Source organism: Arthrobacter sp. CAU 1506, assembly GCF_005047635.1.
GTDB lineage: Bacteria > Actinomycetota > Actinomycetes > Actinomycetales > Micrococcaceae > Crystallibacter.
The window spans coordinates 12,811-30,610 of sequence record NZ_SUKC01000006.1; the positions used below are offsets into that span (position 1 = coordinate 12,811).

The window sequence follows — 17,800 nt, forward strand, 5'->3', positions numbered from 1 at the left end:
GTCCCTAGCGGGCCGCTGATCCGGTGCCCAGGACAAGGAGTTGGTGTGGCGATTGTCAACGGCGAAGTGTCTTTTTGGTATGCCGATGGAGGGCTGCCCGAGCCCGGCCCGGCACTGACGGAGGACACGACGGCGGACGTGGCCGTGGTCGGCGCGGGCTACACCGGATTGTGGACGGCCTACTACCTGAAACAGGCGCGGCCGGAGCTTGACGTGGTGGTGCTGGAGAGCCGCTTCGCCGGCTTCGGCGCGTCCGGGCGCAACGGCGGCTGGCTGACCAACAGCATGACGGGCGGGCGCGAGGACTATGCGGCCAGCCACGGCCGCGAGCTGACCGGCCGGTTCCAGACGCTGCTGAACGAGACCGTGGATGAGGTCATCCGTGTGGCCGCCGCCGAGGGCATCGACGCAGACATTGCCAAGGGCGGCGAACTGATCGTGGCCCGGAACCCGGCTCAGCAGCAGCGGCTGCAGGACTGGGCCGCGGCGGAGTCGGTCTGGCCCGAGGCCGGCGCCCGGCTGCTGGACGCGGCGGAGACCAGCCAGCGCATCCGGATTGACCGGGCGGTGGGTTCGCTGTTCCAGCCGCACTGCGCGCGGATCCAGCCGGCCAAGCTGGTCCGCGGGCTGGCCGACACCGTCCGGCGGATGGGAGTGCGGCTGTACGAAGGGACCACCGTCACCGAGATCCTGCCGAACCAGGCCCGGACCGACCGCGGGACCGTGGAAGCGCGGTACATTCTGCGCGCCACCGAGGGGTTCACCGCTGGCCTGAAGTCGGCGCACCGGGACTGGCTGCCGATGAACTCCTCGCTGATTGTCACCGAACCGCTGCCGGAGCACGTCTGGACGCAGATCGGCTGGGACGGGGCCGAGGCCCTGGGCGACATGGCCCATGCCTACATGTACGCGCAGCGCACGTCCGACGGGCGGATTGCACTCGGCGGTCGCGGCGTGCCCTACCGCTACGGCTCCGGCCTGGATACCGACGGCGCCACGCAGCCGAAAACCGTGGCGCAATTGGCCGATATTTTACATTCGATGTTCCCGGCGACCCGCAGCGCCCGCCTTGAACACGCCTGGTCCGGCGTGCTGGGCGTCCCGCGTGACTGGAAGGCCACGGTGGGCCTGGATCCGCAGACCGGGCTGGGCTGGGCCGGGGGCTATGTGGGCACGGGCGTGGCCGCGACCAACCTTGCTGCCCGCACGTTGCGCGACCTCATTGTGGATCCGGGCAGCGAGCTGACCCGGATGCCGTGGGTGAACCGGAAGGTGCGCCGCTGGGAAGTGGAGCCGCTGCGCTGGCTCGCTGTCAAGGCCATGTACTCCGCCTATCACGCGGCCGACCGCGCCGAGAACGGCAGGCTGAAATCCACCTCGCTGATCGCCCGGATGGCCGACAAAGTTTCCGGGCGCAGCTGACCCGTCCGCTGCCATACTAAATCCATGGGCGTAGACGGACAGGTGGAACCGGACGGTTTTTGGGCCATGGTGGCGGAAGGTGAACAGCGCATCCGGGAGACGTTCCCCGGCCTGCCCTGTTTCGCGCTCGCCGATTGGACGGCCCCGTCATGGTGGGGGAATGGATTGAAGATAACGGCCCGCACGGGCTGCTGCACGGCGATCCAGGCCTGGGCATGCCGCATGCCCAGGTCCTGACCACGGTGCATGGCGTGAACCAGAGCATCCGAACGATGCGGCTGGGGGTGGGGCCGATGCCACCGGACAAGGACTCCTTCCGGCAGAAACTCAACGAGCTGGAGCTGCAGGAGCCGCGGATGGTGGGCATCGCCGTCGACGGTGACGAGGTGGAGTTTGCCCTCTGGCAGGAAGGCGACAAATGGTGGGCCGGAGCCGAGCGCGACGGCTACGGCATCATGATCGAAGCCGCCGGACTTGATCCCGACCGGGTCCACCTGCAGAGCGTGGACAACATTGAACCGTACCTGGATGCGCGGCGCGTCTGGCTGCGGCAGGTTCGCGGCGAAAGCTGACAACGACGGCGGGTGGCTGGCTGTGAGCCTGCCACCCGCCGCCATAGGGGGCCGGTTAGAGGTGGTTCATGCCCTCCACCAGCACGGAGCGCAGGATCTGTTCCATCTGGTCGAACTCGCGCTGGCCCACGGTCAGCGGCGGCGCCAACTGGACCACGGGGTCGCCGCGGTCGTCGGCGCGGCAGTACAGGCCGGCGTCGAACAGTGCGTTGGACAGGTAGCCGCGCAGCAGGTGCTCTGACTCTTCGTCGTTGAACGTCTCCTTGGTGGTCTTGTCCTTGACCAGTTCGATTCCGTAGAAGTAGCCCTCGCCGCGGACATCCCCGACGATCGGCAGGTCCAGCAGCTTTTCCAGGGTCTTCCGGAAAGCAGGGGCGTTTTCCTTGACGTGGTCGTTGAGGCCCTCGCGTTCGAAGATGTCCAGGTTGGCCATCGCGACGGCGGCGGAGACCGGGTGCCCGCCGAAGGTGTAGCCATGGTAGAAGGTGGTGTCGCCGTGCTTGAACGGCTCGAACAGCCGGTCCGAGGCGATCATGGCACCGATCGGTGAGTAACCGCTGGTCATCCCCTTGGCGCAGGTGATCATGTCCGGCACGTAGTCGAAATCGGTGCAAGCGAACATGGAACCGATCCGGCCGAAGGCACAGATGACCTCGTCGGACACCAGCAGGACGTCGTACTCATCGCAGATTTCGCGCACCCGCTCGAAGTACCCGGGCGGCGGCGGGAAGCAGCCGCCGGAGTTCTGCACCGGTTCCAGGAACACCGCGGCGACGGTGTCCGGACCCTCGAACTCGATGGCTTCGCCGATCCGGTCCGCAGCCCAGCGGCCGAACGCCTTCGGGTCTTCCAGGCCCTCAGGCGCGCGGTACTGATTGGTGTTGGGAACGCGGAAAGCACCCGGGACCAGCGGTTCGAAGGGCGCCTTCATATCCGGGATGCCGGTGATGGAGAGCGCGCCCTGCGGAGTGCCGTGATAGGCGACCGAGCGCGAGATCACCTTGGTCTTGTTTGGTTTGCCCTGCAGCTTGAAGTACTGCTTTGCCAGCTTCCACGCCGTCTCCACGGCTTCGCCGCCGCCGGTGGTGAAGAAGACCCGGTTCAGGTCGCCCGGGGCATGGTGGGCAAGGCGCTCGGCCAGTTCAATGGCGGCCGGGTGCGCATAGGACCACAGCGGCATGAAGGCCAGTTCCTTGGCCTGCCGGGCGGCGGCCTGCGCGAGTTCTTCGCGGCCGTGGCCCACCTGCACCACGAAGAGCCCGGCGAGGCCGTCAATGTACTCGCGGCCCTGGTCGTCGTAGATGAGGTGGCCCTCGCCGCGGGTGATCACCGGAACGTTGCCTCCGGCGGCCAGCGGTGCATGGCGTGCCATGTGCATCCACAGATGGTCGCGGGCAGCCTGCTGGCGGTCCGTTCCCATCGGCGTGGTGTACGTCCGGCGGATCGGTGCGTCGGTGGTGGTCCCGGCCGGTGTTCCTTGGCCCGGAAGCCTGGTGCTTGGCGATGCTGATGTCTGTGTCATCGGGTTCCCCAGTTGTATTCCTGCTTGCGCAGCGAGAGGTACATGAATGTTTCAGTGCTCAGGACGCCCGGAATGCCGCGGATCTGGTTGACCAGCCGCAGCAAATCCTGGTCGTTTTCGCAAATAACTTCGGCCAGAATGTCGAATGATCCGGCGGTGACCAGGCAGTAATCCACCTGGTCTATGGCGGCGATCTTGTCCGACACCTCCAGCAGGTCGGCAGCGGTCTTGATGCCCAGCATGGCCTGCCGGGCAAAGCCCAACTGCAACGGGTTGGTGACCGCAACGATCTGCACGATGCCGGCGTCGGTCAGCTTCTGGACGCGTTGCCGTACCGCCGCTTCAGAGAGGCCAATGGCTTTTCCGATTGCGGCGTAGGAGCGCCGGCCGTCTTCCTGCAATTGCTCGATGATGGCTTTGGAGACCTCGTCCACCGCAGCGTGGGAGTTGCCGTTGTGGCCGTTTCCGGCACTGGGGAGCAAGGTCAAGCGTATCCACCTCCTGTGAAACGGATCTCCGCCACCGGCGGGACTGCTTGCTATTGAATCCGTTGTCTGCGGCTTGCGCAAGTAGTGGATTCGAAAAAATATGCAGCAGTAGCTATCGAAATACGAACTTCTTGCGGTTACTATCTGTTGTGAAGCGGGTCACAGGCCTTTCCTGCTGCGGGAGGTCCGGTCCGGCGGTGCATACTTCGCGGGTGCACCGCAGGGCAGGGAAATCGCAAACCGGAAGGCTGGTCCCGCTTCGGAATCCGTCGTGTAACCGAAAATTTACAACTGAAACTATTGTCGGGCCCCTCCGGTGTCTGGGAGTATCAACCCACCAAGTGAGGTCCACTCCGACGACTGGGGAGCATCAGATGCCGAAACGACTACCTGAAGACCCACGCCTGCGCGGCCTGATTTCTGCGCAGATGTCCCGCCGCAACGTACTGATGGGCGCCGGAGGACTCACGCTGGCCGGGCTGCTCGCCGCCTGCGGCACCGGCGGCACCGGCAGCTCGTCGAACACCAGCGCTTCGGGCGGGCTGTCGCCGGCGGCGGATCTGTCCGACCAGGAAAAGGAAGTCAACTGGGCCAACTGGACGCTGTATCTGGACTACGACGACTCCACCCAGAAGTACCCGTCACTCGAGGCCTTCAGCAAGCAGAGCGGCATCCAGGCCAACTACTCCGAGGACATTGACGGCAACGACACCTATTTCGGCAAAATCCAAGGCCAGCTCGCCGCCGGCCAGGACATTGGCCAGGACATCATCACGCTCACCGACTGGATGGCTGCGCGCCTGATCCGGCTCGGCTACACGCAGGAACTGGACCACGCCAACATCCCGAATTCGGCCAATTTGCTGGAGCCCCTGAAGAACGTTGACTTCGACCCCGGCCGGAAGAATTCGCTGACCTGGCAGTCCGGTTACGCAGGCATCGCCTGGAACAAGGAAGCCGTCCCGGGCGGGCTGAAGACCGTGAGCGACCTGTGGAAACCGGAGCTCAAGGGACGCGTGGAAGTGCTGGACGAAATGCGCGACACCATGGGCCTGCTGATGATGGAGAACGGCGTGGACATCTCCGGCAACTGGGGCGCGAACGAATACGACGCCGCTCTGGAGGTGCTGCAGAAGCAGATTTCCAGCGGCCAGATACGGCAGGTCAAGGGCAACTCCTACAAGGAAGACCTGATTTCCGGTGACGCGCTCGCGGTGATCTGCTGGTCCGGCGACATCACCCAGCTGAACTTCGAGGAAGGCGACAAGTGGCAATTCGCCATCCCGGAAGCCGGCGGAACCCTGTGGTCGGACAACCTGATGGTGCCGATCGGATCGCCGCATAAGAAGAATGCGGAAGCGCTGATGAACTATTACTACGACCCGGTGAATGCGGCGACTGCCGCCGCCTACGTCAACTTCATCTGCCCGGTGGAGGGCGCCAAGGAAGCCATGGAGAAGATCGATCCGGAGCTGGTGGACAATCCGCTGATCTTCCCGACCGAGGAAGACCTCGCCAAGGTCAGCGTGTTCCGCAGCCTGGAAGCCGACGAGGAAACCGACTTCAGCAACCGCTTCCAGCAGGCGATTGGCAACTGATGACTCAGGCACCTCTGCAGACAGAAAAGGCCGGTGCCGTCGGCGACGAAAGCGGAGCGGACTTGGTGTTGGCGTCCATCACCAAGCGGTTCGGCGAGTTCGTCGCGGTGGAGGACCTCGACCTGACCATCCCGGCCGGGGAGTTTTTCGCCCTGTTGGGGCCTTCCGGTTGCGGCAAGACCACCACCCTGCGCATGGTGGCCGGCCTGGAACAGCCCACCTCCGGGACCATCAGCATTGGCGGCAAGGACATCAGCCGGTCCGGCGCCCACCAGCGGCCGGTCAACACGGTCTTCCAGAACTACGCACTGTTCCCGCACATGAGTGTGTTGGACAACGTCTCCTTTGGGCTCCGGCGGCGCAAAGTCCGCGATGCCCGGGCACAAGCCGAGGCGGCGCTCGAGTTGGTCGAGTTGTCGCACCTGGCCGCACGCCGGCCGGCCCAGCTCTCCGGCGGACAGCAGCAGCGGGTGGCTTTGGCGCGCGCCATCGTCAACCATCCGGCGGTGCTGTTGTTGGATGAGCCTCTGGGTGCCCTGGACATGAAGCTGCGCCGGCAGATGCAGGTGGAACTGAAGAAGATCCAAACCGAGGTCGGCCTGACCTTTGTGCACGTCACGCACGACCAGGAGGAAGCCATGACCATGGCGGACACCGTGGCCGTCATGAATGCCGGCAAGGTGGAGCAGATGGGGGCGCCGCGCGAACTGTATGAACTGCCGCGCACCGTCTTCGTGGCAAACTTCCTGGGCAAGTCCAACCTGGTCGCCGGCGAGATTGTGGAGGACCGCGGCGACGCCGTCGTGGTCAATGCCAACGGGAACCGGCTGGCGGTGCTCAAGGAACGCGCCACTGTGCACCAGGGCCAGACCCTGATCGGCATCCGACCCGAAAAGCTGAGGATGATGTGGCCGCAGGACGCGCCCGCGGACGCGGCCAACGTGCTGCATGGCACGGTGCTGGACACCTCGTTCACCGGAGTCAGCACCGATTACCTGGTGGAGGTACCAGGGATCGGGACCGTGGGCGTCTTCAGCCAGAACCACGGCCAGCAGTTGGCGCAGCCGGGCGACGGCGTGGTGCTCAGCTGGGACACTGAGCACGCGTTCGGCCTGGACGGCGCCGAGGACGCACAGTACGGGGCGCCCGAGGCTGACGAGTGATGAGCGCCCAGACCACCACGGCGGACAAGACGCCGGCAGCGGATAAGCGGCGCGGCAAGGGCGAGCCCGGCAGCGGGGAACTCAAGGAGGACCGCCGGCGGGGCCGGATGGGTTACTGGCTGATCCTGCCGGGCTTTGTCTTCCTGTTGCTGTTCTTTGTGCTGCCAGTGTTCTCGCTGCTCGCGACGTCGCTCTATACGAAGCCGCCGGGAGCCGACATCGGCCAGTTCGTGCCGGCGCTGGAGTTCAACAACTATGTCCGGATGCTGGGCAGCTACTGGCCGGAACTGTTGCGGTCCTTCGCCTTTGCCCTGATCGCGACGGTTGCGACGCTGCTGATCGGTTATCCGATGGCCTACCTGATTGCGGTCAGGCTGCGCAACCATGCCCTGCTGCGCGGCATCCTGCTGGTGCTGATCATCGCACCGTTCTTCACCAGCTTCATCCTGCGCACGCAGGCGTGGAAGCAGATCCTGGCCGACGAGGGCCCGGTGGTTTCCGTGCTCCGCGCCGTCGCTTTGCTACCCGACGACGGGCGGCTCACGGCCACCGCTTTTGCCGTGGTTTGCGGCCTGACTTACAACTTCCTGCCGTTCATGGCCTTGCCCATCTACGCGAACCTGGAGCGGCTGGACCTCCGCCTGATCGAGGCCGGAAACGATTTGTACGCCAGCGGCTTCACCACCTTCCGAACGGTAACGCTGCCGCTGTCGATGCCGGGCGTGATCGCCGGAACGCTGCTGACGTTCATTCCCGCTGCCGGCGACTACATCAATTCCTCGCTGCTCGGCAACAACCGGGACACCACCATGATCGGGCAGGTTGTGGACTCCAGATTCTTCCGGGTGGTCGACTATCCGGGGGCTTCGGCGCTGTCCTTCGTGCTGATGCTGGCAATCCTGGCGCTGGTCTTCATCTACGTCCGCCGCTTCGGCACCAAAGAACTGCTGTAGGAGGAAACCACGGTGAAAAACTCCTTCGGCCGCTGGCTGGTTCCTGTGATCGGCGGTCTGGCCTTCATCTTCCTGCTGGTCCCGATCGCCTACGTCTTCGTGTTCTCCTTCAACGACGCCGGGCGCACCAACCTCACCTGGCGCGGCTTTACCTGGGACAACTGGCGCAACCCGTGCGGCGCCCCGGAAGTTTGCGCGGCGCTGGGAAACAGCTTGCAGATCGGGGCCACGGCGACGCTGATCGCCGTCGTCCTCGGAACGGCCATCGCCATTGGGCTGGTCCGCTACCGGTTCCGGTTCAACGCCACCGCCAACATGCTGATCTTCCTGCCGCTGGCCACCCCCGAAGTTGTGCTCGGCGCCTCGCTGCTGGCGCAGTTCCTGAATGTGGGCGCGGAGCTGGGCAAGGGGACCATCATCATCGCGCACACCGTCTTCTGCATCTCGTTCGTGGTGGTCACCGTCAAGGCGCGGGTGGCCAGCCTCGACCCGAAGCTGGAGGAGGCAGCGGCAGACCTTTATGCCTCGCCGATGCAGGCCTTCTGGCGGGTGACCTTCCCGCTGCTGCTGCCCGGAATCGTGGCCGCCGGCCTGCTGAGCTTCGCGATCAGCTTCGACGATTTCATCATCACCAACTTCAACTCCGGCAATGTGGACACCTTCCCGAAGTTCATTTACGTGGCTGCCACCCGCGGCATTCCTGCGCAGGCGAATGTGATCGGCTCGGCGATGTTCATCATCGCGCTGCTGATCGTGATCGGCGGCCAGGTCCTGGCGCACCGCCGCCGCAAAATGCTGGCCGCCCGCTGACGCCGTGTCGCCCGGTACGCTGCCGGTCCGTTGAGAGGAGCACTTCATGATCGACCGCACCCGGCTGGCTGAACTGTTCGACCGCGAGCTGCAGGACTTCGAAGCCAAGCACCCCCAGTCCAAAGCGTTGTACGACGGCGCCGCCCACCTTTTCGGCAAGGTCCCGATGACCTGGATGAACAAGAAGGCGGGCGGCTTCCCGCTCTATCTGGAACGGGCGCGGGGCTGCCGGGTGTGGGACGTGGACGGCCTGGAGTACATCGATTTTGCGCTGGGGGACACCGGCGCGATGGCCGGGCATTCCCCGCAGCCCACCGTGGACGCGATCATCCGGCGGGTTTCGGACGACGGCGGGCTGGCGACGATGTTGCCCACGGCCGATGCAGAGTGGGTGGGGGCGGAGCTGGCGCGGCGGTTCGGTGTGGAGCGCTGGAGCTTTTCGCTCACTGCCACGGACGCCAACCGCTGGGCCATCCGGCTGGTCCGCGCGCTGACCGGCCGGGGCAAGATCCTGTTCAATCCGTACTGCTATCACGGGTCGGTGGATGAATCGCTGATCGTGGCCGGTACCGACGGCGAGGGGATGAGCCGACCTGGCAATGTCGGCGCGCCGGTGGATGTCACCGAGACCAGCAGGGTGGCGGAGTTCAACGATCTCGCTGCCTTGGAGCGGCAGTTGGCCCACGGCGACGTGGCAGCGGTGCTGATGGAGCCGGCCTTGACCAACATCGGCATCGTGCTGCCCGAACCGGGCTACCTGCAGGGTGTGCGGGAGCTGACCCGCCGGCACGGGACGCTGCTGATCATCGACGAGACGCACACCTTCTCCGCCGGCCCTGGCGGGGCAACGGCGGCGTGGGGGCTGGAACCGGACATCGTGGTGATCGGCAAATCGATCGGCGGCGGCATTCCGTGCGGCGCCTACGGGCTGAGCGCCGAACTGGCCGAGCGGGCCCTGGGCCGGGCCGATCTGGACCTGGTGGACATGGGCGGCGTAGGCGGCACATTGGCCGGCAACCCGCTGTCCGTGGCGGCGATGCGCGCCACGCTGGAACACGTCTTGACGGACCAGGCATTCGAATCGATGATCGGCCGGGCCACCGAATTCGCCGCCGGCATCCAGAGGGTGATCGACAGCTATTCGCTGCCATGGTCGGTGTCCCAACTGGGCGCGCGTGCCGAATACCGGTTCGCCAGCCCGGCGCCGCGGAACGGAACCGCTTCGGCGGCCAGCCACGACGGCGCGCTGGAAGACTTCCTGCACCTGTACCTGGCCAACCGCGGCATCCTGCTCACCCCGTTCCACAACATGGCGCTGATGTCCCCGCAGACCACCAGCGCCGATGTCGAACGGCATCACGAAATTTTCGAGGAAGCCATCCGGGAGCTGACCAACCACCGATGACGCATCGGGCGGCCGGCGGCTTGGGACAATGGCTGCATGACGATCGCTAAGTCCGCCATCCTGTTTGTCCTGGCCGCCGTCGCTGAGATCGGCGGAGCGTGGCTGGTGTGGCAGGCCGTTCGCGAGGACCGCGCCTGGTGGTTTGCGGGCCTGGGCGTGATGGCGCTGGGCCTGTACGGTTTCATCGCCGCGCAGCAGCCGGACGCCAACTTTGGCCGGGTGCTGGCCGCGTACGGCGGCGTGTTCATTGCGGGGTCGCTGGCCTGGGCCATGCTGCTGGACGGATTCCAGCCGGACCGTTGGGATTACATCGGTGCCGGGATTGCGCTCGCCGGCGTCGCGGTCATCATGTATGCGCCGCGCAGCGGCAGCTGAGGGCCGCGCCAGCTTGTGTGGTTGATGAACCGCTCCGCGGCCCGAGCGGTTCTTTGTTAATCTGATCCGGTGACATTTACAAAGCGGTTTGTGGCTCTGGGGGATTCGTTCACTGAAGGGGTAGGGGACTACGACCCCAGCTTGCCCAATGGTGTGCGCGGCTGGGCGGACCGGGTTGCCGAGCAGCTCATGCTGGCCGACTCCGGCTGGGGCTACGCCAACCTCGCCATCCGCGGCAAGAAGATTGCCCAAGTGCTGGACGAACAGGTGGACGCCGCCGTCGCGCTCAAGCCAACCATGGTCACCCTCTACGCCGGCGGCAACGACATCCTGCGCCCTCGGGTGGACATCGACGCCCTGATGGCCGGCTACGAGGCCGGCGTCGGCAAGTTGGCGGCCACCGGTGCCGACGTGGTGCTGTTCACCGGCTTCGACAGCGTGGCCTCGGCGGTCTTCGGCAAGACCCGGGGCCGCACCGCCATCTACAACGAGTGGGTGCGGGAAATCGCCGACCTGCACGGAGCGAAAATCGTTGACTATTGGCGGATGCGCGATTTCCGCGACTGGCGCTACTGGGACGCCGACCGGCTGCACATGTCCACCGCGGGCCATACCTTGATGGCCAAAAAGGTGCTGGAAGTGCTGCAGGCTGAGGACGTGATCGATCTGCCGGCGCTGCCGGACCTGGCGGTGCTGTCCCGCCGTGCTGCCATGGTGGCCAATGTCCGCTGGGCGCGTGAGTACTTGGGCCCGTGGATCGGCCGCCGGCTGCGCGGCACCTCTTCCGGTGATGCACTCTCCCCGAAGTACCCCCAGCTGACCGGACTTCACGCCACCGCCTGAACCAGACTGCCCGGCCCGGCAGAGATCCCGGCCGGCTGCTGAGGGTTGGCTGTCCTGTCTGGAAGCCGGGCGCCCGGAGTGCTTGGCTTAGACCATGGACGCAGATGCCCGGACCCAGCCAGCTGACCAACCGGAGTTCCACGACGATGAGCCGCACGATGTTACCGGCCTCGCCGCCCGCCTGAACTGGCTGCGCGCCGGTGTCCTCGGCGCGAACGACGGGATTGTTTCCGTTGCCGCGCTGGTGGTGGGCGTTGCGGGCGCCACCAGCGACTTCGGGACGCTGCTGACGGCGGGCTTGGCGGCCGTGATCGGCGGTGCCATCTCCATGGCCCTGGGCGAGTACGTCTCGGTGTCCAGCTCCAGCGACAGCCAGAAGGCGCTGATCGCCAAGGAACAACGGGAACTGCAGGAACAGCCGGAGGAAGAACTTGCCGAGCTGGCCGCGCTCTACCAAGATCGCGGACTGACACCGGGGACGGCCATGCAGGTGGCCAAGGAGCTGACCGCACACGATGCGCTCGCGGCACACTTGCACGCGGAGCTGAACATGCAGGACGACGACCTGGTCAGCCCGTGGCATGCCGCCTTCGCCTCCGCCATAGCCTTCCTGCTCGGTGCAGCCCTGCCCATGCTGGCCATGCTGCTGCCGCCGGCCGAGCTGCGGATTCCGGTCACTTTCGCAGCCGTTCTGGTGGCTTTGGCCGCAACCGGTGCGACCGGCGCCTGGCTTGGCGGCGCCAAGGTCTTCCGGGCGGCTTGCCGGGTGGTGATCGGCGGTGCGCTCGCTCTGGTGGCCACACTGCTGATCGGCACCTGGCTGGGAGGTTCCGGGCTCGTCTAGGGCCGGTTTTGGGCGTCGGGTGGCGCATTTCACAAAACTCGTGCGCCGCCGTCGTCGGAACGCCGGGTGAAACGTAGCCGGGCGCCTGCGGAAATTAGCGCGTGATCTTGCGGGAATCCGGACCTTGCCGGGACCGCATTTTCGGCCTGAATCCGCGCGTGCCGGAACCTGGTCATTTGGCGCGCTCGGGGTGCGTTTTTTGGGGTCCCGGCTGGGACGGAACACGTCCCAGCCGGTAACGTCGTGGGCCTGCCCCGGGCCGGAATGCGCGGGGCAGAGACGCGTCACAAGCAAATGACCTCGATGAGAGAAGCCCAAATGCTGAAGGACAACCCGCCCGCCGCGCACCCAGTAGCGCCCGATTCTCCTGCCGGAAAAAGCCCGGCCAAATCCTCCCCACGGCTGCCCCGGCTACGTCGCCGGCGACTGCGCGTGGACGACGTCACCGTGGTCCAGCGGCCCATGCTGCGCCGTGCCGTCGGCGGCACCGTGGTGGGCAACGGGATGGAATGGTTCGACTTCGGCATCTATGGCTACCTGGCAGTCACCATGGGCCAGCTGTTCTTCGCCGGTGGCCAGGAGGGCGACGGGCTGCTGGGCAGCCTGGCCGTCTTTGCTGCCAGTTTCGTGGTGCGGCCGCTCGGCGGGCTGTACTTCGGTCGCCTGGGTGACCGGATTGGCCGGCAGAAAACGCTGGCGCTGACCATGATCGCGATGGCTGCCTCCACCTTTGCCATCGGCCTGCTTCCGACCTATCTTGCGGTGGGCGGATGGGCCACGGTGCTGCTGGTGCTGTGCCGCCTGGTGCAGGGGTTCTCCACCGGCGGCGAATACGCCGGCGCCACCACGTTCGTGAGCGAATACGCCCCGGACAAGCGCCGCGGTTTCCTGGCCAGCCTGCTGGACACCGGCAGCTATCTCGGTTTTGCCCTCGGTGCCGCCGTGGTGTCCGGGTTGCAGATCCTGCTGGGAAGCGACGCCATGCTGGAGTGGGGCTGGCGCCTGCCGTTCCTGCTGGCCGGACCGCTGGGGCTGGTGGGACTGTACTTCCGGCTGAAGATCGAAGAATCGCCCGCTTTCCAGGCCGCCCAGGACGCGCAGGAAGACAAGACCAAGGCAGCCGTGGCAGAGGGGCCGAAGACCTACCGCCAGATCATCGCCGGATCCTGGCGCCCGATCCTGCTGGCCATGCTGGTGGTGGCCGCCGCCAACACGGTGGGCTACACCTTGACCTCCTACATGCCCACCTACCTGCAGGACACGATGGGTTACGACGCGTTCCAAGGCACGCTGCTGACCATCCCTGTGCTGGTGCTGCTCTCGGCTGCGATTCCGTTCGCCGGGAAGCTGTCGGACAAGGTGGGCCGCCGCCCGGTGCTGATGACCGGTTCCGGCATCACCTTGGTGCTCGGTGTCCCGGCGTTCATGCTGATCGGCCTGGGAGAAATCTGGGCCACCCTGCTGGGCCTGGCCATTCTGGGCACCGCCACCGCCTTCTACGTTTCCATCCTCGCTTCGGCGCTGCCGGCCATGTTCCCCACCGCCAGCCGCTACGGCTCCATGGGCATTGCCTATAACTTTGCGGTGGCCATCTTCGGCGGCACGACGCCGCTGATCACCCAGGCGCTGATCGACGCCACCGGAAACACGCTGATGCCGGCGTACTACCTGGTGGCCATGTCCCTGCTGGGCCTGGTGGCCATCTGGCGGATGCCGGAAAGCTCCTGCCGGCCGATGCCGGGCTCAATGCCGTCGGTCGATACCCAGGCCGAGGCGCGTGAGCTGGTCGCGGGGCAGGACGGCAACCCGCTGCTTGGCCCGGAGCACATGCCGCTGGAACGGATCCCGGAACCAAGCACGGAACCGGGCAAGGGACTTCAGACGCACCCGGCCAAGCAGCCTGCCCGGGTCTAGCCCCGGGACCCGGCCCCAGCAAGAGCAGAGAGTAAGGACCGGCAGGTACGCCCTGCCGGTCCTTACTCTGCGCAACGGCCTCGGCGCAACGGTTGAAGGATCAAGTTTTGTGGCAGAATGGAGGCATGACTTCTGCACGCTGGCTCGACCCCGAAGAACGCCAGGCCTGGCTGGCCTTGCTGGCGGTGTCCACCCTGTTGCCCGGCACATTGGATGCGCCGCTGTACCGGGAGGGCAAGCTGACGCTGTTCGACTACCATGTCCTAGCCATGCTGTCCGAGGCTCCGGACCGCTCGCTGCCGATGAGCGAGCTGGCTTCCCGGACCTATTCCTCGCTGTCCAGGCTGTCGCATGTGGTGAAGAAGCTCCAAGGCCGCGGCTGGGTCGAGCGGGCCCAATGCGCCGAGGATGCGCGGGTCACCATGGCCCTGCTCACGGAGGAGGGCATGGCAGCCATCGAGTCGCTCGCGCCGGGGCACGTGGAAGCCGTGCGCCATGCGGTCTTTGATGGACTGGACCGCCGGGACGTGCAGGATTTGGAGCGGATCGGCAAGAAGATTGTGCAGCAGTTGGAGCCCGGCAGTTGGGTGCTGCGCGAGCCGCGACTGAACGCCTGAGGTGCCAATCCGTCGCCGAGGGGAGGGCCGCCGTCGTTGGTTTGATCCAAACGGCTGCTGCCCCTAAGATGGGAAGGCGTTAAGTCACGCAGCATCGGCACCCCCTTGCCCAGGCAGGCGGTGCGGGAATTGCGTGGCGTCCGTGTTTACCTAGAAATGAGGATCGCGGATAGGCCGTTCTTCCCTCGGGAGGATGTGGTTTGTCTGCACCTGACTTCACCGTCTTCCCCGCGGCGAGGCACTTCGGCTGGATCTCACCCCGCCAGGTTCACCTCCGGAAAGTCGCAGTAATAACGGTGTCACAACTGGTGGCGGGCGCTCTTACACGCAGATTCGCAGGCCGCTTTACTTACGACTCTGCGTCAGGTCCGTCATATTTACTACAACTGGAGGAGAGATCATGGCAGCACACTGCCAGGTGACCGGAGCCGAGCCCGGCTTTGGCCACAGCATTTCGCACTCGCACCGCCGCAACAAGCGCCGGTTCGACCCGAACATTCAGAAGAAGCGCTACTGGGTTCCGTCCCTGCGCCGCAATGTCACGCTGCAGGTTTCGGCCCGCGGCATCAAGACCATCGACGTCCGCGGCATTGACGCAGTCGTCGCCGAGCTCCTCGCGAAGGGTGTGAAGCTCTAGTGGCAAAGGACAAGGACGTACGTCCGATCATCAAGCTGAAGTCCACCGCTGGCACCGGCTTCACCTACGTGACCCGGAAGAACCGTCGTAACGACCCGGACCGCATTGTCCTGAAGAAGTACGACCCGGTCATCCGCAAGCACGTCGAATTCCGAGAGGAGCGCTAAACATGGCCAAGAAGTCCAAGATTGCTCGCAATGAGCAGCGCAAGGTCGTTGTCGAGCGTTACGCCGCGAAGCGTGCCGAGCTGAAGAAGACCCTGGTCGACGCTAACGCGACCGACGAGGCCCGCGAAGAGGCCCGCCTGGGCCTGCAGAAGCTGCCCCGCAACGCTTCTCCGGTCCGCGTCCGCAACCGCGACCAGATCGATGGCCGCCCCCGCGGCACGCTCCAGAAGTTCGGCATCTCCCGCGTGCGCTTCCGTACCATGGCGCACAACGGCGAACTGCCGGGCATCAAGAAGTCCAGCTGGTAAGAACCTGCTGGCTTCACCATGAAGCTGCTTGAAGGGCGGCGGTCCCATTCCGGGACCGCCGCCCTTTTCGCTGCCCGGGAGGTAGCTTCCGGGCAGACGTTCAGCCCCGGGCGGCCTGTCCTGGGCGTCCTCAAGGACCTCATAGATGATCACGGCGGTGCCCTCCGCTGCGGGGAACTACTCCTCAGAGCGACGCGCGGAAAGCGCACATCCTATGCTCTCGGCGGAAAAAGCGAGCCCCCGAGGGCGGAATCGGCTCAAAATCCGGGTAATTCGCTAAAAAAACCGCCAGATTCCGCGGATTTTGCCGGATCTGGGGTGCCAAGCTGGTAAGTTTTCGCTCAGTAGCTTTCCGCAGCCGCGGAAGCTCTGACCAAACCAAAGCAGTCCAGGAGGACAAAAATTGGCTATCAACCGCAGTGAACTTGTTGCAGCTGTTGCAGAGAAGGCTGGCACCAGCCAGACCGCAGTGAACGGTGTTCTGGACGCTGTCTTCGACATCTTCGCAACCTCCGTCGCCAAGGGCGAGAAGATCACCATCCCGGGCTGGCTCGCCGTCGAGCGCACCGACCGTGCGGCCCGCACCGGCCGCAACCCGCAGACCGGCGAATCCATCCAGATCCCGGCTGGCCACAGCGTCAAGCTGACCGCTGGTTCCAAGCTGAAGGCTGCTGTCGCCAAGAAGTAGTCCCACCTTTACTTCAGCAGGACCGCCACCGGCAACCGGTGGCGGTCCTGCTGTTTAACCCCCGGCCTTCTACGGGCGGTAAAATAGGCGGCGGGTGTGTGCCGTATTGCGCGTACTCGACGAATTGTGGACGGAGGACTGAGGGCATGGTCCAGCGGGAAGGTCGGCTGCTACGCGGCTGGCTGGGCGCTGCCGTGGCCACCTCCCTCGCAGCGCTCTCGCACTTAGCCGGTGGCGGCCACGTCCCCGCGCCGGCCGTCTGGCTTCTGGCGTTTGCCTTCGCCGGGCTGGTCTGCGTCGGCCTGGCCGGCAAGTCGCTGTCCTGGGCACGTTTGCTGGCGGCAGTGGGCACCAGCCAGGCCATCTACCACCTGCTGTTCCAGTTGGGCCACGCCGCACCTGAGGGCCTCCCTCCCGGGCTTGGCCATGCGGGCCATCATGATGCCCTGCTGCCGGCCGGAGCACTGCTGCCCGAAGTCTCCGGCGCGGCGGCCACCGCCACGAGTCCGGCCATGCTGGCAGCACATCTCGCTGCGGCCGCGGCCACCGTCCTGCTGCTGCGCCGCGGCGAACATGCTGCGGCCGCGCTGGTTGGAACAGTGGCCCTGGCCGCTCCGCGCAGGCTGAGCAGCTGGCGCCCGATTCCCCGGGCCCGGCTGGCCGCTCCGGTGGAACTGCTGATCCAGCCGTTCGCAGCCCTGGGCGTGCCGCTGCTGGCCTTGCGGCACCGGGGGCCGCCGTTGAATCACGCTTTCTGACCCGCGCACACAGCGCATCCCCTGACGAAAGAACGTGATGAACCACCACCTGAACACCCCTGCCCCGGTGCGCATCAGTACCGACGAGTCTTCGGCCTCCCGGCAGCGCCGCGAGGAACACCTCCGTGCTGCCCGGCAAGCGACCACCCGCCGGCTGCTCGCGGCTGCACTGATCGCCATGCTGCTCTGGCTGGCCCTGGCACTGGCCATGGCCCGCCCGGCTGCTGCGCACGACGAACTGATCGGATCGACGCCGGAGAACGGCGCCGTCCTGGACACACCGCCCGCGGAGATCACGCTCAGCTTCAGTGCGAACGTGATGGACATCGGCGCCACTACCCAGGTGCTGGACGCCGAAGGCACCGATTGGGCCGCGGGGGCGCCGGTGCTGAGCGGCAGCAAGGTCAGCATTCCGCTGCAGGACGGCATGCCGGACGGGGACTACCAGCTGGGCTGGCGCGTCGTTTCCAGCGACGGTCACCCGATCGAGGGCAACCTGAAGTTCTCGGTGGCGGCGGCCGGTTCTGCAACGTCACCCGCAGCCGAGGACTCCGGCAGCGCGGCGGCTCCCACCGAACAATCCAAGGGCCCCAGCACCACCGGGCTCTTCGTCGCACTGGGCGCCGGCGCGTTGGCCATCGCCGCAGGTCTGGCCGCCTTTGTGATCAGCAAGCGTGGCGGAGGCACGGGCGGTCGTGGCTGAGCGATTGGCTCCA

The 17,800-nt window shown here is 65.9% G+C and carries 20 protein-coding genes; 18 read left to right on the forward strand and 2 right to left on the reverse strand.

Features of this window, described 5'->3' with window-relative positions:
* Nucleotides 1-51 precede the first annotated feature (51 nt).
* Complete coding sequence (locus E4J89_RS08570; protein ID WP_136785875.1) at nucleotides 52-1,422, forward strand: FAD-dependent oxidoreductase; 1,371 nt, start codon at nucleotides 52-54, stop codon at nucleotides 1,420-1,422.
* A gap of 149 nt (nucleotides 1,423-1,571) precedes the next feature.
* A complete protein-coding gene (locus tag E4J89_RS08575; protein ID WP_136785721.1) occupies nucleotides 1,572-1,994 on the forward strand; it encodes a hypothetical protein in 423 nt (140 codons plus the stop codon).
* A 55-nt stretch (nucleotides 1,995-2,049) separates the two neighbouring features.
* Here the strand turns inward: E4J89_RS08575 and E4J89_RS08580 are convergent, their stop codons facing one another.
* A complete protein-coding gene (locus E4J89_RS08580) occupies nucleotides 2,050-3,414 on the reverse strand; it encodes an aspartate aminotransferase family protein (RefSeq protein ID WP_136785876.1) in 1,365 nt (454 codons plus the stop codon).
* A gap of 98 nt (nucleotides 3,415-3,512) precedes the next feature.
* Nucleotides 3,513-3,998, reverse strand: coding sequence for an Lrp/AsnC family transcriptional regulator (locus E4J89_RS08585; RefSeq protein ID WP_205754447.1), 486 nt, complete (start codon nucleotides 3,996-3,998; stop codon nucleotides 3,513-3,515).
* Nucleotides 3,999-4,378: 380 nt separating this feature from the next.
* Between E4J89_RS08585 and E4J89_RS08590 the strand changes: the two genes are divergently transcribed.
* From E4J89_RS08590 to E4J89_RS08665, 16 genes are all read left to right on the forward strand, one after another.
* Nucleotides 4,379-5,602, forward strand: a complete 1,224-nt coding sequence (locus E4J89_RS08590) for a spermidine/putrescine ABC transporter substrate-binding protein (RefSeq protein WP_136785722.1) — start codon at nucleotides 4,379-4,381, stop codon at nucleotides 5,600-5,602.
* A complete protein-coding gene (locus tag E4J89_RS08595; RefSeq protein ID WP_136785723.1) occupies nucleotides 5,602-6,765 on the forward strand; it encodes an ABC transporter ATP-binding protein in 1,164 nt (387 codons plus the stop codon). The genes E4J89_RS08590 and E4J89_RS08595 overlap by 1 nt, the downstream gene beginning before the upstream one ends.
* Nucleotides 6,765-7,718, forward strand: a complete 954-nt coding sequence (locus E4J89_RS08600) for an ABC transporter permease (protein WP_136785724.1) — start codon at nucleotides 6,765-6,767, stop codon at nucleotides 7,716-7,718. The genes E4J89_RS08595 and E4J89_RS08600 overlap by 1 nt, the downstream gene beginning before the upstream one ends.
* A gap of 12 nt (nucleotides 7,719-7,730) precedes the next feature.
* Complete coding sequence (locus E4J89_RS08605; protein WP_136785725.1) at nucleotides 7,731-8,528, forward strand: ABC transporter permease; 798 nt, start codon at nucleotides 7,731-7,733, stop codon at nucleotides 8,526-8,528.
* Nucleotides 8,529-8,574: 46 nt separating this feature from the next.
* Entirely contained in the window at nucleotides 8,575-9,933 is a 1,359-nt protein-coding gene (locus tag E4J89_RS08610) for a transaminase (protein ID WP_136785726.1), read from the forward strand.
* Nucleotides 9,934-9,969: 36 nt separating this feature from the next.
* Nucleotides 9,970-10,308 (forward strand): YnfA family protein, encoded by a 339-nt coding sequence (locus tag E4J89_RS08615; protein WP_136785727.1) that lies wholly within the window; start codon nucleotides 9,970-9,972, stop codon nucleotides 10,306-10,308.
* 69 nt (nucleotides 10,309-10,377) lie between these two features.
* Entirely contained in the window at nucleotides 10,378-11,151 is a 774-nt protein-coding gene (locus E4J89_RS08620; RefSeq protein WP_136785728.1) for an SGNH/GDSL hydrolase family protein, read from the forward strand.
* A 94-nt stretch (nucleotides 11,152-11,245) separates the two neighbouring features.
* Nucleotides 11,246-11,995 carry a VIT family protein gene (locus tag E4J89_RS08625; RefSeq protein WP_136785729.1) on the forward strand — a complete coding sequence of 250 codons (750 nt, stop codon included), beginning with the start codon at nucleotides 11,246-11,248 and terminating at the stop codon, nucleotides 11,993-11,995.
* 303 nt (nucleotides 11,996-12,298) lie between these two features.
* Nucleotides 12,299-13,909, forward strand: a complete 1,611-nt coding sequence (locus E4J89_RS08630) for an MFS transporter (protein WP_136785730.1) — start codon at nucleotides 12,299-12,301, stop codon at nucleotides 13,907-13,909.
* Between the two features lie 125 nt (nucleotides 13,910-14,034).
* A complete protein-coding gene (locus tag E4J89_RS08635) occupies nucleotides 14,035-14,526 on the forward strand; it encodes a MarR family transcriptional regulator (RefSeq protein WP_136785731.1) in 492 nt (163 codons plus the stop codon).
* A gap of 400 nt (nucleotides 14,527-14,926) precedes the next feature.
* Nucleotides 14,927-15,163, forward strand: coding sequence for a 50S ribosomal protein L28 (rpmB, locus tag E4J89_RS08640; RefSeq protein WP_136785732.1), 237 nt, complete (start codon nucleotides 14,927-14,929; stop codon nucleotides 15,161-15,163).
* Nucleotides 15,163-15,330 (forward strand): 50S ribosomal protein L33, encoded by a 168-nt coding sequence (gene rpmG / locus E4J89_RS08645; RefSeq protein ID WP_127512989.1) that lies wholly within the window; start codon nucleotides 15,163-15,165, stop codon nucleotides 15,328-15,330. Before rpmB ends, rpmG begins: the two co-directional genes overlap by 1 nt.
* Before the next feature lie 2 nt (nucleotides 15,331-15,332).
* Nucleotides 15,333-15,638, forward strand: a complete 306-nt coding sequence (gene rpsN, locus E4J89_RS08650) for a 30S ribosomal protein S14 (protein WP_127512988.1) — start codon at nucleotides 15,333-15,335, stop codon at nucleotides 15,636-15,638.
* Between the two features lie 403 nt (nucleotides 15,639-16,041).
* Nucleotides 16,042-16,326: an HU family DNA-binding protein gene (locus E4J89_RS08655; RefSeq protein WP_136785733.1), complete on the forward strand. Its 285-nt coding sequence runs from the start codon at nucleotides 16,042-16,044 to the stop codon at nucleotides 16,324-16,326.
* 146 nt (nucleotides 16,327-16,472) lie between these two features.
* Nucleotides 16,473-17,084 carry a hypothetical protein gene (locus E4J89_RS08660; RefSeq protein ID WP_136785734.1) on the forward strand — a complete coding sequence of 204 codons (612 nt, stop codon included), beginning with the start codon at nucleotides 16,473-16,475 and terminating at the stop codon, nucleotides 17,082-17,084.
* A gap of 37 nt (nucleotides 17,085-17,121) precedes the next feature.
* Nucleotides 17,122-17,787 (forward strand): copper resistance CopC family protein, encoded by a 666-nt coding sequence (locus tag E4J89_RS08665; protein ID WP_136785735.1) that lies wholly within the window; start codon nucleotides 17,122-17,124, stop codon nucleotides 17,785-17,787.
* Nucleotides 17,788-17,800: the final 13 nt, after the last annotated feature.

Coding starts and splice junctions, on each gene's coding strand:
- E4J89_RS08575 (WP_136785721.1), top strand. CDS start 1,572: ATGGTGGGGGAATGGATTGAAGATAACGGCCCGCACGGGCTGCTGCAC.
- E4J89_RS08580 (WP_136785876.1), bottom strand. CDS start 3,414: ATGGGAACGGACCGCCAGCAGGCTGCCCGCGACCATCTGTGGATGCAC.
- E4J89_RS08590 (WP_136785722.1), top strand. CDS start 4,379: ATGCCGAAACGACTACCTGAAGACCCACGCCTGCGCGGCCTGATTTCT.
- E4J89_RS08595 (WP_136785723.1), top strand. CDS start 5,602: ATGACTCAGGCACCTCTGCAGACAGAAAAGGCCGGTGCCGTCGGCGAC.
- E4J89_RS08600 (WP_136785724.1), top strand. CDS start 6,765: ATGAGCGCCCAGACCACCACGGCGGACAAGACGCCGGCAGCGGATAAG.
- E4J89_RS08610 (WP_136785726.1), top strand. CDS start 8,575: ATGATCGACCGCACCCGGCTGGCTGAACTGTTCGACCGCGAGCTGCAG.
- E4J89_RS08615 (WP_136785727.1), top strand. CDS start 9,970: ATGACGATCGCTAAGTCCGCCATCCTGTTTGTCCTGGCCGCCGTCGCT.
- E4J89_RS08625 (WP_136785729.1), top strand. CDS start 11,246: ATGGACGCAGATGCCCGGACCCAGCCAGCTGACCAACCGGAGTTCCAC.
- E4J89_RS08630 (WP_136785730.1), top strand. CDS start 12,299: ATGAGAGAAGCCCAAATGCTGAAGGACAACCCGCCCGCCGCGCACCCA.
- E4J89_RS08635 (WP_136785731.1), top strand. CDS start 14,035: ATGACTTCTGCACGCTGGCTCGACCCCGAAGAACGCCAGGCCTGGCTG.
- rpmB (WP_136785732.1), top strand. CDS start 14,927: ATGGCAGCACACTGCCAGGTGACCGGAGCCGAGCCCGGCTTTGGCCAC.
- rpsN (WP_127512988.1), top strand. CDS start 15,333: ATGGCCAAGAAGTCCAAGATTGCTCGCAATGAGCAGCGCAAGGTCGTT.
- E4J89_RS08660 (WP_136785734.1), top strand. CDS start 16,473: ATGGTCCAGCGGGAAGGTCGGCTGCTACGCGGCTGGCTGGGCGCTGCC.
- E4J89_RS08665 (WP_136785735.1), top strand. CDS start 17,122: ATGAACCACCACCTGAACACCCCTGCCCCGGTGCGCATCAGTACCGAC.